Here is a 14,909-nt window from a genome sequence, read left to right on the forward strand (position 1 = left end):
GCCGGCAGGAGAGGAGAAATCCGTGACGGAGACGACCGGTACCCGGTCCGTCCGCACCGGGACGGAGCCCGCGGCCCCGCGCCGCTCCGGCGTACGCCCGGCAGCCGTCGGGCTGCCGCTGCTCGGCGCGGTGATCACGGTGGCAGCCTGGTGGCTGGTCACGTCGGGCCTGCAACTGGTGCACCCGGTGTCGCTGCCCCCGCCGCAGGCGGTGTGGAAGGCGCTGGTCGCGGGCGCCGACGTGCTGATGCCGGCGCTGGGCGTCACCACCACGATGACGGTGGTCGGCTTCCTGCTGTCGGCGATGGCCGGGGTGCTGATCGGGATGGCCCTGGCCGGCTCCCGCCGCGTCGAGCGGATGTTCGCGCCGCTGCTGGTGGCGGTCAACGCGGTGCCGAAGATCGCCCTCGGGCCGCTGCTGGTGGTCTCGGTCGGCTGGGGTACGAAGCCGATCCTGACCATGGTGTTCCTGCTCTGCTTCTTCCCGGTCGTGCTCTCCACGGCGACCGGTCTCACCACCACCCCCAACGACCTGGCCGAGCTGGCCCGGTCGCTGAACGCCTCGTGGTGGCAGGCGTTCCGCAAGGTGCGCTTCCCCGCCGCGCTGCCGCAGATCTTCGTGGGGCTCAAGGTGGCGATGCCGCTGGCCGCGATCGGCGCGGTGATCGGCGAGTTCTACTCCGACAAGCCGGGGCTGGGCTACCAGATCCTGCAGTACAACGGCGTGGGGGACACCGCGACCGCCTGGGCGGCGATCGTGCTGATCGCGATGATGAGCATCCTGCTCTACAGCGCACTGTCTCTGGTCGAGCGGCTCGCCCTGCCGTGGGTCCGCGCCACCACGTCGGCCCGCTGACCCGTCGGAACGGTCGATGGTGTGGCCCGCCGGGGTACGGCGGGCCACACCGACGCGCTGGTCCGACGCGGTCCCGTGCGCCGGATCCCGTCCACCACCGACCGCCCGGTCAGCCCGCGAGGCGCCAGCGCCCGTTGCGCGCGACCAGGGTGGTGAGAGCCTGCGGCATCAGGCCGGAGTGGTTGTCCGGGGTCATCCGGATCGGCCCGGAGAGACCGTCCAGCTGGGTCGTCTCCAGCACGTCCCGGACGCCGTCGCGGTCGACCTCGCCGGGCTCGCCGCCCGAACGGAGTTCGGCGTCGGCGATGAGCTGCACCGCGTCGGCGGCGAACGAGGAGGATCCGTTGTAGCCGCCGAAGCGGGCGGTGTAGTCCTGGAACCACTGGCGGCGGGCCGCCTTGGCCGGGGTGGTGGCGATGACGTCGTCGATCACCATGGTCTGGGTGAAGACCAGCGTGGTGCGTTCGGTCGCCGCGGAAGCGGCACCGAGGAAGAGGTCTCCGGCGGCCGCCGCGTCGAAGAAGAGGCCGCCCTCGTACTTGGCCTGCTGGGCGGCGGTGGCGGCCAGCGTCGCCTGCTCCGCCGGGGTCCAGACGACCAGCGCGTCCGGCTTCTTGCCGATCAGGTCCTTGACCTGCTTGCTGACGTCGGTGTCGGTGGTGCGCACGGCCTCCTCGCGCAGCAACTTGACGCCGGCCTTCGCGAACTCGGCGCGCAGCGCGGTCGACCCCTCGCGGCCGTAGGCGTCGTCGCTGTGCAGCACGCCCGCCTTGCGGACGCCCTTGCGGCGCATCTCGCCGGCGAGGGCGGCGGCGCTGTCGGCCGCGTTCGGGGAGAGCTTGAACACGTACCGCCGTTCGGCGACCGGGGCGGACACGGCGCTGGAGGCGGCGAGCGCAATGGTGGGAATTCGCTTCTCGTTGATGGTGCGGACGGCGCCGACGGCGCATTCGTTGCAGCCGCCCATGATGATGGCGCTGACTTGGGAATCAGCGCTGAAGTCACCGATGTTGCGGAGTGACTCGCTCGCGTCCGACCGGTTGTCCTTCACCCGCAGCTCGACCTTCCGGCCGTTGAGCGCGCCGGAGGAGTTCAGCTGCTCGACCTTCAGTTCCAGCGCCCGCTGGTACGCCTTGCCGACGGGCGCGGCCGCGCCGGAGAGTTCGAGGTCCGCGGCGATGACGATGGGACTCGTGTCCTGCTCGTCCGCCCCGAACTGGCAGCCGGTGAGCGTGGTGGCCAGCACGGCCGATGCGAGCGCCGCGGCGGTCGCGGAGCGGATGGGGCTCAACTCAGTCCTCCAGATGCGGCCCGGGCGGTACCCGGTCACCGCCGGGTTGTCCGTCCTCAGTAGAGGAACGGGTTGGGTCTGCCGTACGGTGTGCGCGAAGCCTGCAAAACCTTGCCAACGCCGGGCCCTGCGGTCAAGCGGAGCCTCGGATGCGTTTCGGGACGCGTATCCCACATGGTGGGGCAACGGGAAGTTTGCAAGCGCTTACTAATACGACACGGATGACCACTCTGGAGTCACATGCCCTGTTCACGGGCATGGAGAATTGAAGGTATTAGTTGACCGGATCACGGGATGCGAGCCCTCCGACCGTTTCCTACCCCGCCGCGACTTCCCAAACAGGATCAGTTCTGATGAAATCGCGGCCGTGCCGCGTGTGGCGCAGTCCGCTGCACCGGGCGCGAGTCGGCGGGGCAGGCGTGGAAGAAACGACGGAGGCGATGTCGTGAGCACCGGACCGACGACCCTGCCCGCGAGTGGCGACACCGAACAGCCCAAGCGGCGTCGGCTGCCCCGGCTCCGCGACGTGCGGATCCGCTCCAAGCTCGCCCTGATCCTGGTCGTGCCGGTCGCCGCGGTGCTCGCGTTGGCCACGGTCCGACTCGTCGCCGTCGGTGAGAACACCTTCGACGCCAACCAGGCCCAGGCACTGACGGCGCTCTCCATCGACGTCTCCGCGCTGACGCAGGACCTGCACGCCGAGCGGATGGCCGCCGCCACCTTCCTGTCCACGCCGCAGCAGAAGGCCGACGCCTACAACCTGCGGGTCCGCAGCACCGACCAGCGGGTCGAGGCGTACCGGGCGGAGCGCGGACGGGTCGACCAGGTGCCGGCCGCCGTACGGGAGCGCCTGGCGACCATCGACGAGCACCTGGAGACGCTCGCCAGCACCCGGCAGGAGGTGCTGGACCGTCAGCAGATGGCGGTCGCCGAGGCGGCGCTGCGCTACGGGATCATCATCACGGACCTGGTCGCGTACGGCGACGGGCTGGCCCAGCTGCCCGGTGACGAGCGGCTCGCGGACGCCCGGCGCGCGGTCGCCGCGTTCGCCCGCGCCAAGGCTGCCGTCGCCGAGGAGCAGGCGGTCGTCTACACCGCCCTCCTCTCCCGCCGGCTCGACGAGGAGCAGTTCTCCTCCTTCGTGGCCACGCTGACCAGCCAGCAGGAGGCGCTGGTCGCCTTCTCCCTGGCCGCCGACCCGACCCAGCGTGCCCTGGTAGACAGCACGGTCTCCGGCGACGCGGTGACCCTCGCCGACCGGGTGGCCGCCGACATCACCCGCTCGGTCGGGCAGCCCGCGCCGGTGACCGCCCAGGACGCCACCGCCGCCATCGGCGCGGTCAACGACCTCATGCGGTGGGCCGAGATCCGGCTCCAGGAGCGGCTGCTCAGCCAGGCCGACCAGGCCCGGTCGGCCATCATCCGGCAGGCCTTCATCGAGACGGGGCTGGTGCTGCTGACCCTCATCGTCGCGGTGACCCTCGCCGTGGTGCTGGCCCGCTCGCTCAACCACTCGCTGCGCCGGCTGCGGGAGGGCGCCCTCTCGGTGGCCAACCACGACCTGCCGGACGCGGTCAAGCGGCTGCAGAACGTCGGCAACGTCGGCGACGGCGGCGTCGAGGAGATCGTCCGGCAGGTACGCGATCCGATCCAGCTCAACAACCGCGACGAGGTGGGCCAGGTCGCGCTCGCCTTCAACGTCGTGCACCGCGAGGCGGTCCGGGTGGCGGCCGAGCAGGCCGCGCTGCGGACCAGCGTCTCGGCGATGTTCCTCAACCTGGCCCGCCGCAGTCAGACCCTCGTCGACCGCATGATCGGCGAGCTCGACGCGATCGAGCGCGGCGAGGAGGACCCGAAGCGGCTCGCGCAGCTCTTCGAGCTGGACCACCTCGCCACCCGGATGCGCCGCAACGACGAGAACCTGCTCGTCCTGGCCGGCGCCGACTCGGCCGTGCCGCGCCGCGACGACGCCCTCCTGGTGGACGTGCTGCGGGCCGCGCAGTCCGAGGTGGAGCTCTACAACCGGATCGAGTTCGGCACCGTCGACACCGACATCTCGGTCGCGGCGCACGCGGTCAACGACGTGGTGCGGCTCGTCGCCGAGCTGCTCGACAACGCCACCCGCTTCTCGCCGCCGACCACCACCGTGGTCGCCGACGCCCGGCGGATCCGGGACTACGTCCTGATCCAGGTCGAGGACCGGGGCCTCGGCCTGACCGACGACCAGCTCGACTCGCTCAACCGGCGACTGGCCGCCCCGCCGAGCGTCGACGTCGCGGCGTTCCGGCTGATGGGCCTGGCCGTGGTCAGCCGGCTGGCCTCCCGCTACAGCATCCGGGTGGAGCTGCGCCGCAACGTGGAGGGCGGCACGGTCGCCCAGGTGACGCTTCCCGCCGCGACGGTGGTGCTGCCGCCCGTGCACAGCCGGGACCAGCAGATCACCCGGCCCCGGCAGCCGCTCGCGGTCGAGCAGAACCCGCTCACCCCGGCCGGCCTCGGTGAGCCGGCCGGCGCGGGGCGTACCGCCTCGGCCACCCTCACCGACCAGTGGCGGTCCACCGCCCCGACGCCGTGGCAGGCCCCGGAGCAGGCGCGGGACACCGCGGCCCCGGTGCAGGCCGGCGGCCTGATGTCGCCGCCCCCGGCGGCACCCCCGGCCCGGCCTTCCTTCGCCGACACAGGCCCCTCGGTCGGTACGCCGACCGTCGCGTACCCCACGGTCGACGCGCTGCCCAAGCGCGTCCCCGGCGGGGATGCGCAAGCGCCGGGCGCACCAGCGCTGCCGGTCGGCCCGATCGCCGGCTCGCCGGCCACCGGGCTGTCGGCGGGATTCGCCGGCTCCGCCCGGGAGACCGGCTTCGGCACCGACCCGGGCGCCGGCCGCGGCCTCGGGGCCGGCCTGGCCGCCACGGCCCCGCCCGCCCCCGCCGCGCCGATCACCCCGCGCGCCGAACTGCCGGCCGAGGCACCGATCTTCCGGGAGATGGAGGCGGTGTGGTTCCGGTCGCACGGTAACGACGCCACGGCCATCTTCACCCGCCCCGACTTCAGCCAGTCGGCCGCGGCCCAGCAGGCCGCCGGGGCGCCCAGCGCCGCAGCACCCGCCGCCCAGCCGGCACCGGCGCAGCCCCGTGCGCCCCGACTGCCCACGCGTACGCCGGGCAGCACCGACACCGCTCCGCTGCCCGTGCAGCCGGCACCGCCGTCGTACACCCCGCCGGCCGCGGCGCGACCCGCCACGCCGGCCACACCTCCCCCCACACCTCCCCCCGCGCCCCCCGCGGCGCCCCCCGCCGCGCCGGTCGCGGACCCGCGCCCGGCGGCGCCCGCGTCCGACACGGACGCCTGGCGGACGGCGGCAGACGAGGGCTGGACCCGGGCCAGCCAGGCGGCGGCCCCCGCCACCGCCGGCACCACCCGCTCGGGGCTGCCCAAGCGGCAGCCGCAGGCACAGCTCGTGCCCGGCGGGATCGAACCCCGGAGCGGCCGCGACCGCAGCCGGCGTACCCCGGACGAAGTTCGGGGCCTGTTGTCGGCCTACCACCGCGGCGTGCAGCGCGGCCGGGCGGCCGGAACGGACCAGGACAGCACCTCGACCAAGGAGACGAGTCGATGAACAGGCCAGCGGCCATGCAGGACATGAGTTGGTTGCTCACCAACTTCGCCGACAGCGTGGCGGGGATCGCCCACGTGGTGGCGGTGTCCGCCGACGGGCTGCTGCTCGCCTCCTCGCGGGACCTGCCCGCGGACCGGGCGGACCAGCTCGCGGCGATCACCTCGGGCGTGGTCAGCCTGACCGAGGGCGCCGCCCGGATGTTCAGCGCCGGCGGTGTGCTCCAGACGGTCATCGAGATGGACAGCGGCTACCTGTTCCTGATGTCGATCAGCGACGGCTCGTCGATGGCCGTGCTGGCGGCCCGCAGCTGCGACGTCGGCCAGGTGGGTTACGAGATGGCGCTGCTGGTCGAGCGCGTCGGTGCGGCGCTGGTGCCGCTGCCGCGGGACGCGGTGCGGTCCTAGCGGGCGCGACGCGCGGACCGTGCGTCGCCAGGAACGAGAGGATCCGGTGCCCGACCAGGGGCCCGGCCGGGAGAGGAGGTGATCGTCGATGGACCAACGGCGCGTGGACCCACGTGGTGCGCTGGTACGGCCGTACGCGGTCACCCGCGGCCGGACCGAGGCCCGGATGGACATCGCCCTGGAGGCGGTCCTGACGGCCAGCGCGACACAGGCTGCGGAGGCCCGCTTCGCGGGGCACGACAAGCACCGCATCGCCACCGTTTGTGAGGGCCGGGCGCAGTCGCTGGCCGAGATCTCCGCGTACACCCGGATGCCGCTGGGCGTCACCCGGGTGCTGGTCGCCGACATGGTGGCCGAGAGCCTGCTGACGCTACACACTGCCGCTCCCGCCGAGGGGTTCGAGGAGCGGATGGAAATCCTTGGAAGGGTGCTAAGTGGACTTCGCAGGCTATGACCCCGCCGGGGCCCGCCGAAACCGGGGAATCATCTCCGCGAAGATCGTGGTCGCGGGTGGCTTCGGCGTGGGCAAGACGACCCTGGTCGGCGCGATCTCGGAGATCACCCCGCTGAGAACCGAGGCGGTGATGACCGCGGCCGGTGTCGGCATCGACGACCCGTCCAAGGTGCCGGGGAAGCAGACCACCACGGTCGCCATGGACTTCGGCCGGATCACCATGGCCGAGGACCTGATCCTGTACCTCTTCGGCACGCCCGGCCAGACCCGCTTCTGGTTCATGTGGGACGAGATCATCAAGGGCGCCGTGGGGGCGGCCGTGCTGGTGGACACCCGCCGGATCACCGACGCCTTCGCGCCGCTGGACTACTTCGAGAACCGCAGGCTGCCGTACGTCGTGGCGTTGAACCGCTTCGACGGCGCACCGCAGTACGAGCTGGAGGAGGTCCGCGAGGCGCTGGCCATCTCGCCGGACGTGCCGCTGGTGCTGACCGACGCCCGGCACCGGGACGCGGTCAAGCAGGTGCTGGTGACCGTCGTGGAGCACGCCATGCTCCGCCTCGAGGCCGAGCAGGGACGGGGCTACCCGGCGCCGGTCGGCTGAGCCTGACGGCTGCCGCCTCCGGGTCGCGTCAGTCGACCCGGAGGCGGTAGCCGCGCTTGACGACCGTCTGCACCACCCGGGGCGCGCGCAACCCGGCGCGCAGCCGGGCCACCGCCATCTCCACGGCGTGCTCGTCGGCGCCGCGCGGCAGCGTACGCAGCAGGGCGGTCCGGGACAGCACCCGACCCGGCGAGCCGCACAGCGCCCGCAGCACCGCCATCGGCGCCGGTGCGAGCGGACGCAGTTCGCCGTCGACCACGGCGGCGTGCCCGCGCAGCGTGAGCAGGTGACCGGCCACCTTCAGGGTGACCGTCCGGCGCGGCAGTTCGTCGACGATGGTCCGGACCAGGGCACCCAGCCGGGCCCGTGCCGGCGCGCTGACCGGCACCCCGCGCCGCAGCAGCGGCTCCGCGGTGACCGCGCCCACGCAACTGGCGAGCACGTCGCCCCGGAACGCGTCCAGCACGGCCTCGGAGCGGTCCCCGGCGGCGCGCAGCAGCGCCTCGGCCGCCGGGGCCGAGGTGAAGGTGACCGCGTCGACCAGCCGGCCGGCGACCAGGTCGATCAGCCGGTGCAGCGGGGCCGGGTCGGTCGGCGGCGCCCAGCGGTAGACGGGCACCTCGATCACGGTGGCCCCGGCGGCCTCCAGCGCCAGCGTGCACTCGGGCTGCCGCTCGCCGTGCAGTTGCATGGCGACCACCTGCCCGGCCACGCCGCGCCGGCACAGGTGCTCGATCACCTCGTCGCAGCTCTCCGAGTCGGGTGACCACTGGTCGTGCAGGCCGGCGGCCCGGATGGCCCCGCGCGCCTTGGGTCCCCGGGCCACCACGTACGCGTCGGACAGCACGGCGCGCAGCGGCTCGGCCAGTCCCCAGCCCTCGGCCGCCTCCAACCAGCCGCGCATGCCGATGCCGGTGTTGGCCATCAGGACGTCCGGCGGCCGGTCCAGGCAGGCCCGGGTGGCCTCCCGCAGGTCGGTGTCGTCGGCCAGCGGCACGATCCGCAGGGCGGGGGCGATCACCACCCGGGCGCCGCGCCGCTGGAGCAGCGCGGCGAGTTCGTCCCGCCGGCGGTCGGCGGTCACCCCGATGGTGAAGCCCGCCAGTTCGTCGCGCATTCACTCCTCCTGTCGCAGCCGCACCTCGACCAGGCCGTCCCGGCAGCGCACGTCGTGCCGCGGCGCGGCGACGCCGGGCAGGTCCAGGCAGACCCCGGTGCGCAGGTCGTACACCTGCTTGTGCAGGGGCGAGGCGACCGTCGGCACCTCGCCCCGGCTGCCGACGATGCCCCGCGACAGCACGTACGCCCCGGCGACCGGGTCGCGGTTGTCGAGGGCGAACAGCCCGTCGGCGGTGCGGAAGAGGGCCACCTGCACGCCGTCGACGAGCGCGGCGACGCCCCGGTCGGGATCCAGCCGGTCGAGCGGGCAGACCGGCGTCCAGGTGCGCGTCGGGTTGGGCATCGTGATCGTCATCGCCGTACCTCCGGCAGTCTCGGCGTCGTGGTGGTCATCGCCGCACCTCCGGCATGCCCAGCGTGACCGGCTGCCGGCCCTCGTCGGCCTGCGCCGGGCCCACCGGGACCGGTTGGCCCCGCTCGCGCGCGAACGTGATGGACGGGTCGGGCACCCTGGGGGCGTTGACGAAGGAGTCGAACCGGCGCAGCCGGACCGGGTCCTCCAGCACGTCGCGCCACTCGTCGGAGTAGGAGTCGACGTGCCGGGCCATCGCAGCGTCGAGGTCGGCGCAGAGGCCGAGCGAGTCGTCCACGATCACCGCGCGGAGGTGGTCCAGCCCGCCCTCCATCGCCTCGATCCAGGCGGCGGTGCGTTGCAGCCGGTCGGCGGTGCGGATGTAGTACATGAGGAACCTGTCGATGAGCTGGACCAGCGCCTCCGTCGACAGGCCGGTGGCGAAGAGGTCGGCGTGCCGGGGCCGGAAGCCGCCGTTGCCGCCGACGTAGAGGTTCCAGCCGGTCTCGGTGGCGATGATGCCGAAGTCCTTGCTGCGCGCCTCGGCGCACTCGCGGGCGCAGCCCGACACCGCCGACTTGATCTTGTGTGGGCCGCGCAGCCCCCGGTAGCGCAGCTCCAGGGCGACGGCCAGCCCGACCGAGTCCTGCACCCCGTACCGGCACCAGGTCTCGCCGACGCAGGACTTCACCGTGCGCAGCGCCTTGCCGTACGCGTGGCCGGACTCGAAGCCGGCGTCGACCAGCCGGCGCCAGATCTGCGGCAGCTGATCGACCCGGGCCCCGAACAGGTCGATCCGCTGCCCGCCGGTGATCTTGGTGTAGAGCTGGAAGTCCCGGGCCACCTCGCCGATCACGATGAGCTTCTCCGGGGTGATCTCGCCGCCCGGGATCCGGGGCACCACCGAGTAGCTGCCGTCGCGTTGCAGGTTGGCCAGGAAGTGGTCGTTGGTGTCCTGCAACGACGCCTGCTCCCCGTCCAGCACGTGCCCGGTGCCGAGGGAGGCGAGAATCGAGGCGACCACCGGCTTGCAGATGTCGCAGCCGCGTCCTCGCCCGTGCTCGGCGACGAGCTGCGAGAAGGTGCGGATGCCCCGGACCCGGACGATGTCGAAGAGTTCCTGCCGGCTGACATCGAAGTGCTCGCAGAGCGCCGTGGACTGCCGCACGCCGGCCGCGTCGAGCAGCTGCTTGAGCATCGGCACGCAGGAGCCGCAACTCGTCCCCGCCCGGGTGCACGCCTTCAGCGCCGGCACGTCCGCGCAGCCGCCGGCGATCGCCGCGTCGACGTCCGCGCGGGTCACCGCGTTGCAGGAACAGACCTGCGCGGCGGCGGGCAGCGCGCCGGCGCCCGCGCCCGCCGCGCCCTCGGGGGCGAGCAGCGCCAGCGGGGGCGCGGGCAGCGGGCCGCCGACGCTGGCCCGCAGCGTCGGGTACGCGCTCGCGTCGCCGACCAGCACCCCGCCGAGCAGGGTCTGCGCGTCGTCGGAGAGGACCAGCTTGGCGTAGACCCGGGTGGCCGGGTCGGTGAACGTCACGTCGAGGCAGCCCGGTGTCGTGCCGTGCGCGTCGCCGAACGATGCCACGTCCACGCCGAGCAGCTTCAGCTTGGTGGCGGTGTCCGCGCCGGGGAAGGTGGCCGCCCCGCCCACCAGCCGGTCGGCCACCACCTCGGCCATCGCGTACCCGGGGGCGACCAGGCCGTGGCAGACGCCGTCGACCGCCGCGCACTCGCCGACCGCCCAGATCCGCTCGTCGGCGGTACGACAGGTGTCGTCGACCAGTACGCCGCCGCGCGGGCCCAGGACGAGCCCGGCCGCCCGGGCCAGCTCGTCGCGGGGCCGGATGCCCGCCGCGACCACCACCAGGTCGGCGTCGAGCACGCTCCCGTCCGCCAGTTCCAGCCCGGCGACGGTGCCGTCCGGGCCGGGCCGGACGGCGGTGGTGGCCACGCCCAGGTGGGTGGTCACGCCCAGCTCGTCGACGTACCGGCGGAGCATCGCGCCACCGGCCTGATCCACCTGCACCGGCATCAGCCGGGGCGCGAACTCCACCACGCTGGTGTCCAGCCCGAGCAGCCGCAGCGCGTTCGCCGCCTCCAGCCCGAGCAGCCCGCCGCCGATCACCGCCCCGGTGCGCCGGCCGCGCGCGTGCTCCCGGATCGCCTCCAGGTCGTCCAGCGTCCGGTAGACGAAGACCCCGGGCAGGGACGCGCCGGCCACCGGCGGCACGAACGCGGACGAGCCGGTGGCCAGCACCAGGGCGTCGTACGGGTGCTCGCCGGTCGCGGTGCGTACCAGCCGCCGCTCCCGGTCGATCGCCGTGGCCGGCTCGCCCAGGCGCAGCTCCACCCCGTCGTCGGGGGTGTGCAGGTTCAGCTCCTCGGCGCCGACCCCGTCGAAGAACGCCGAGAGCCGCACCCGGTCGTACGCCGGGCGGCCCTCCTCGGCGAGCACGGTGACCCGCCACCGCCCCTCGGGGTCACGGGCGCGCAGCGCGTCGACGAAGCGCTGCCCCACCATGCCGTTGCCGACGACCACCAACCTGCTGCTTCGCTCGCTCATGACGCCACCTCCGCCGAATCCACCTCGGACAGCCAGCCGACGATGCCGGCGACCGCGTCCCGGCAGCCGCCGCACCCCGTGCCGGCCCGGGTCGCGTCGACCACGGCGTCGACGGTCCGGGCCCCGGCACGCCAGCAGCCCACCAGCGCCCCCTTGCTGACGTCGTTGCACTGGCAGACGGTCGCCGCGTCCGGCATCAGCGCCGGTGTCGCGGCCGGCGCCGATGCCGCCGCGCCGGACGCCCGGCCGAGCAGCAGGGCACGCCGGTCGGCCGGCACCGGCTGGCCCCGGTCGAAGAGCTGGATGACCGTGCCGACCGCCGGGTTGTCGCCGAGCAGGATCGCGGCCGTCAACCGCTCGTCGCGGATGCGCAGCCGGGCGTACGTGCCCCGGGACGGGTCGGCGAAGGTCAGCTCCTCGCCGGTCCCGCCGTCGCCCGGATCGCCCATGGCGGCGAGGTCGATGCCGGCTGCCTTGAGCCGGGTCACCGCCGGCCGGGGCCGGTAGCGGGCGCCCGCGTCCTCCCCGGTGAGCACCTGCGCCACCACCCGGGCCTGCGCCCAGGCGGGGGCGACCAGCCCGGTGAGGGCGCCGTCGTGCTGGGCGCAGTCGCCGATCGCCGAGATGCGCGGGTCGCTGGTGCGCAGCCGGTCGTCGACCAGCACGCCCCGCTCCACGGCCAGCCCGACCGCGCGGGCGAGGGCGGTGTCGGGGCGTACCCCGCAGGAGAGGACCAGCAGGTCGGCGGTGAGCGAGCGGCCGTCGGCCAGGTCGAGGCGTACCCCGCCGGCGTCCGCGACCACCCCGGTGGCCGCGACGGCCAGGTGGGTGGTCACCCCGAGGCCCGCGAGCGTGCCGGCCAGGACGGCCGCGCCGGCCGGGTCGAGCTGGCGCTCCATCAGGTACGGCACCGGGTGCACCACGCCCACGTCGAGGCCCCGGGCGGCGAGCCCGCGGGCCGCCTCCAGCCCGAGCAGCCCGCCGCCGAGCACCAGGGCGCTGCGCGCGCCGCCGGCCACGGCGAGGATCCGCCGGCAGTCGTCCAGCGTGCGGAACGGCACCACCCGCTCCGGCAGCCCGGGCCCGTCCAGCCCGGGCAGCGGCGGCACCACGGCCCGGCTGCCGGTGGCGAGCACCAGATGGTCGTACGCGATGCGGTCGCCGTCGTCGGTGTGGACCGTGCCGGCGGCGCGGTCGACGGCGGTGACCGTCACGCCGGTACGCAGGTCGACGCCCTGCCCGGCGGCCTCGGCCAGCTCCACGTCCGGCTCGCCGATCTTGCCCGCCAGCAGGGTGGAGAGCATGATCCGGTTGTACGCCCGGTGTGGCTCCGCGCCGAGCACGGTGACCTTCCGGTCCCCGCCCCGGGCGTGCAGCTCGCCGGCCAGCCGCGAACCGGCCATCCCGTTGCCGACGATCACGACACTTTCGCTCACGGCTCGTCCACCCTCTCCAGCCGGACGGCGCAGATCTTGAACTCCGGCATCCCGGAGACCGGGTCGACGGCGTCGTTGGTGACCGAGTTGGCCCGCGCGGCGCCGCCCCAGTGGAACGGCGCGAAGACGGTGTCCGGCCGGATGGCGGTGCTGAGCCGGGCCGGCGCGCGCAGCTCGCCCCGGCGGGAGACCACCCGCACCGGCTCGCCGTCGCCGATGCCGAGCCGCCCGGCCAGGTCGGGGTGCAGCTCGACGAACGCGTCCGGGGCGGCCCGGCGCAGCGCGGCGACTCGGCGGGTCTGTGTGCCGGACTGGTACTGCGCGAGCACCCGGCCGGTGGTGAAGTGCAGCGGGTACTCGGCGCACACCTCCTCGGCCGCCGGCCGGTGCTCCACGGCGTGGAACCGGGCCCGCCCGTCGGGGGTGGGGAAGCGGTCGGCGAAGAGCCGGGGGGTGTCCGGGCCGTCCTCGGCCGGGCAGGGCCAGAACACCCCGTCGCGTTCGTCGATCCGCTCCCAGCTCACCCCGGCGTAGTCGGCGATCCCGCCGGCCGAGGCCCGCCGCAGCTCCGCGAAGACGACCCGCGGATCGCCGGCGTCCGCCCCACCGGCACCACCCTGGAGGCGGGCGGTGAGGTCGGCGAGGATCTCCAGGTCGGTACGGACGCCGGGCGGCGGCGGGCGCAGTGCGCGGCGGCGCAGCACCCGGCCCTCCAGGTTGGTCATCGTGCCGTCCTCCTCGGCCCACTGGGCGGTGGGCAGCACCACGTCGGCGAGCGCGGCGGTCTCGGAGAGCAGGAAGTCGGCGACCACGAGCAGGTCGAGATCGCGTAGCCGGCGCTCGATGCGGGCGGCCCGGGGCGCGGAGACCACCGGGTTGGAGCCGAAGACCAGCAGCGCCTTCGGCCCGGCGGGCGTGCCCAACGAGTCCAGCAGCTCGTACGCCGGCACGCCCGGCCCGGGCAGCTCGTCGGCCGGCACCCCCCAGACCCCGGCGACGTGTTCCCGGGCGGCCGGGTCGTCGATCCTGCGGTAGCCGGGGAGCTGGTCGGCTTTCTGCCCGTGCTCGCGTCCGCCCTGCCCGTTGCCCTGCCCGGTGAGGCAGCCGTAGCCGGAGCCGGGGCGGCCGGGCAGCCCGAGGGCGAGCGCCAGGTTGACGAATGCGGTGACGGTGTCGACGCCCTTGGCGTGCTGCTCGGCGCCCCGCGCGGTCAGGATGATCACGCGTTCGGCGGTGCCGAGGGCCCGGGCGGTCGCCTCCAGGTCGGCCACCGGCACCCCGGAGAGCGCCTCGGCGCGGGCCGGCCACCAGCCGGCCACGCTGCGGCGGACCGCCTCGAAGCCGGTGGTGCGGGCGGCCACGTGGTCCCGGTCGACCCAGCCCTCGGTGAGCGCGACGTGCAGCAGCGCGTTCGCCACCGCCAGGTCGGTGCCGGGCAGGGGTTGCAGGTGCAGGTCGGCCTGGCGGGCGGTGGCGGTGACCCGGGGGTCGACGACGATCAGCCGGCCGCCGCGTTCGCGCTGCGCGGTCAGCCAGCGCACCAGCGGGGGCATGGTCTCCGCCGGGTTGGCGCCGACCAGCAGCAGCGTGTCGGCCCGGCCCAGGTCGGCCAGCGGGAACGGCAGGCCCCGGTCGATGCCGAAGGCGCGCATCCCGGCCGCCGCCGCCGAGGACATGCAGAACCGTCCGTTGTAGTCGATGTGCCTCGTGCGCAGCGCCACCCGGGCGAACTTCCCCAGCGCGTACGCCTTCTCGTTGGTGAGCCCGCCACCGCCGAAGACGGCCACCGCGTCGCGGCCGTGTCCCTGCTGGACGGCGCGCAGGCCGGCGACGATGCGGTCGAGGGCGGCGGCCCAGCTCGCCGGGCGCAGCTCGCCGCCGGCCGGGTCCCGCAGCAGCGGGGTGGTCAGCCGCTCGGGGTGGTCGAGCAGTTCGGCGGCGGTCCAGCCCTTCTGGCAGAGGCCACCCTGGTTGGTGGGGAACTGCCGGGGGAGCACCGTCGCCCGGCCGGACTCCTCGCGCAGCGTCATCCCGCACTGGAGGGCGCAGTACGGGCAGTGCGTCGCCACCTCCCGGGGCGTCCGCCCCGGTCCGGTCGCCGCGTGTGCACCGTCTGTCATGTCGGCAAAGCGTGCCGGGGGGCCATTTCCGGTCCGGGTCCCGTCTGTTTCGGTCCTGTCAAGAGCCGCTCACACCGCACGCGGGCACCGGGCC

The 14,909-nt window shown here is 74.5% G+C and carries 11 protein-coding genes; 5 read left to right on the forward strand and 6 right to left on the reverse strand.

Annotation, left to right across the window (positions count from 1 at the left end):
- The first annotated feature begins 22 nt into the window (after nt 1-22).
- Entirely contained in the window at nt 23-856 is an 834-nt protein-coding gene (locus ACPXCB_RS21320) for an ABC transporter permease (protein ID WP_425877334.1), read from the forward strand.
- 109 nt (nt 857-965) lie between these two features.
- Here ACPXCB_RS21320 and ACPXCB_RS21325 read toward each other — a convergent pair whose 3' ends face one another.
- Nucleotides 966-2,147, reverse strand: coding sequence for an ABC transporter substrate-binding protein (locus tag ACPXCB_RS21325; protein ID WP_425877335.1), 1,182 nt, complete (start codon nt 2,145-2,147; stop codon nt 966-968).
- A 445-nt stretch (nt 2,148-2,592) separates the two neighbouring features.
- Between ACPXCB_RS21325 and ACPXCB_RS21330 the strand changes: the two genes are divergently transcribed.
- From ACPXCB_RS21330 to ACPXCB_RS21345, 4 genes are all read left to right on the forward strand, one after another.
- A complete protein-coding gene (locus ACPXCB_RS21330; RefSeq protein WP_425877336.1) occupies nt 2,593-5,763 on the forward strand; it encodes a nitrate- and nitrite sensing domain-containing protein in 3,171 nt (1,056 codons plus the stop codon).
- Nucleotides 5,760-6,167, forward strand: a complete 408-nt coding sequence (locus ACPXCB_RS21335; protein ID WP_067359650.1) for a roadblock/LC7 domain-containing protein — start codon at nt 5,760-5,762, stop codon at nt 6,165-6,167. Before ACPXCB_RS21330 ends, ACPXCB_RS21335 begins: the two co-directional genes overlap by 4 nt.
- An 88-nt stretch (nt 6,168-6,255) precedes the next feature.
- The gene (locus tag ACPXCB_RS21340; RefSeq protein ID WP_088998388.1) at nt 6,256-6,621 is read left to right on the forward strand and encodes a DUF742 domain-containing protein; all 366 of its coding nucleotides are present in this window, start codon (nt 6,256-6,258) and stop codon (nt 6,619-6,621) included.
- Nucleotides 6,602-7,225: a GTP-binding protein gene (locus ACPXCB_RS21345; protein ID WP_121399860.1), complete on the forward strand. Its 624-nt coding sequence runs from the start codon at nt 6,602-6,604 to the stop codon at nt 7,223-7,225. Before ACPXCB_RS21340 ends, ACPXCB_RS21345 begins: the two co-directional genes overlap by 20 nt.
- Before the next feature lie 28 nt (nt 7,226-7,253).
- On the opposite strand, the gene ACPXCB_RS21350 is transcribed toward ACPXCB_RS21345, so the two are convergent.
- Genes ACPXCB_RS21350 through ACPXCB_RS21370 form a run of 5 tightly spaced genes read right to left on the reverse strand, consistent with a single transcriptional unit; the run spans nt 7,254 to nt 14,815 of the window.
- Entirely contained in the window at nt 7,254-8,342 is a 1,089-nt protein-coding gene (locus ACPXCB_RS21350; RefSeq protein ID WP_425877337.1) for a uroporphyrinogen-III synthase, read from the reverse strand.
- A complete protein-coding gene (nirD, locus tag ACPXCB_RS21355; protein WP_425877355.1) occupies nt 8,343-8,687 on the reverse strand; it encodes a nitrite reductase small subunit NirD in 345 nt (114 codons plus the stop codon).
- 46 nt (nt 8,688-8,733) lie between these two features.
- Nucleotides 8,734-11,259 (reverse strand): nitrite reductase large subunit NirB, encoded by a 2,526-nt coding sequence (gene nirB / locus ACPXCB_RS21360; protein WP_425877338.1) that lies wholly within the window; start codon nt 11,257-11,259, stop codon nt 8,734-8,736.
- Nucleotides 11,256-12,695: an FAD-dependent oxidoreductase gene (locus tag ACPXCB_RS21365; protein ID WP_425877339.1), complete on the reverse strand. Its 1,440-nt coding sequence runs from the start codon at nt 12,693-12,695 to the stop codon at nt 11,256-11,258. Before ACPXCB_RS21365 ends, nirB begins: the two co-directional genes overlap by 4 nt.
- Entirely contained in the window at nt 12,692-14,815 is a 2,124-nt protein-coding gene (locus tag ACPXCB_RS21370) for a molybdopterin oxidoreductase family protein (protein WP_425877340.1), read from the reverse strand. Before ACPXCB_RS21370 ends, ACPXCB_RS21365 begins: the two co-directional genes overlap by 4 nt.
- Between the last annotated feature and the right edge of the window lie 94 nt (nt 14,816-14,909).

It is taken from the genome of Micromonospora sp. DT62 (assembly GCF_049847285.1).
Classification (GTDB): Bacteria; Actinomycetota; Actinomycetes; order Mycobacteriales; family Micromonosporaceae; genus Micromonospora; species Micromonospora reichwaldensis.

Excerpts from the sequence above, each read along its gene's own strand:
- ACPXCB_RS21335 (WP_067359650.1), top strand. The coding sequence starts at position 5,760 with ATGAACAGGCCAGCGGCCATGCAGGACATGAGTTGGTTGCTCACCAAC.
- ACPXCB_RS21340 (WP_088998388.1), top strand. The coding sequence starts at position 6,256 with ATGGACCAACGGCGCGTGGACCCACGTGGTGCGCTGGTACGGCCGTAC.
- ACPXCB_RS21350 (WP_425877337.1), bottom strand. The coding sequence starts at position 8,342 with ATGCGCGACGAACTGGCGGGCTTCACCATCGGGGTGACCGCCGACCGC.
- nirD (WP_425877355.1), bottom strand. The coding sequence starts at position 8,687 with ATGCCCAACCCGACGCGCACCTGGACGCCGGTCTGCCCGCTCGACCGG.
- nirB (WP_425877338.1), bottom strand. The coding sequence starts at position 11,259 with ATGAGCGAGCGAAGCAGCAGGTTGGTGGTCGTCGGCAACGGCATGGTG.
- ACPXCB_RS21370 (WP_425877340.1), bottom strand. The coding sequence starts at position 14,815 with ATGACAGACGGTGCACACGCGGCGACCGGACCGGGGCGGACGCCCCGG.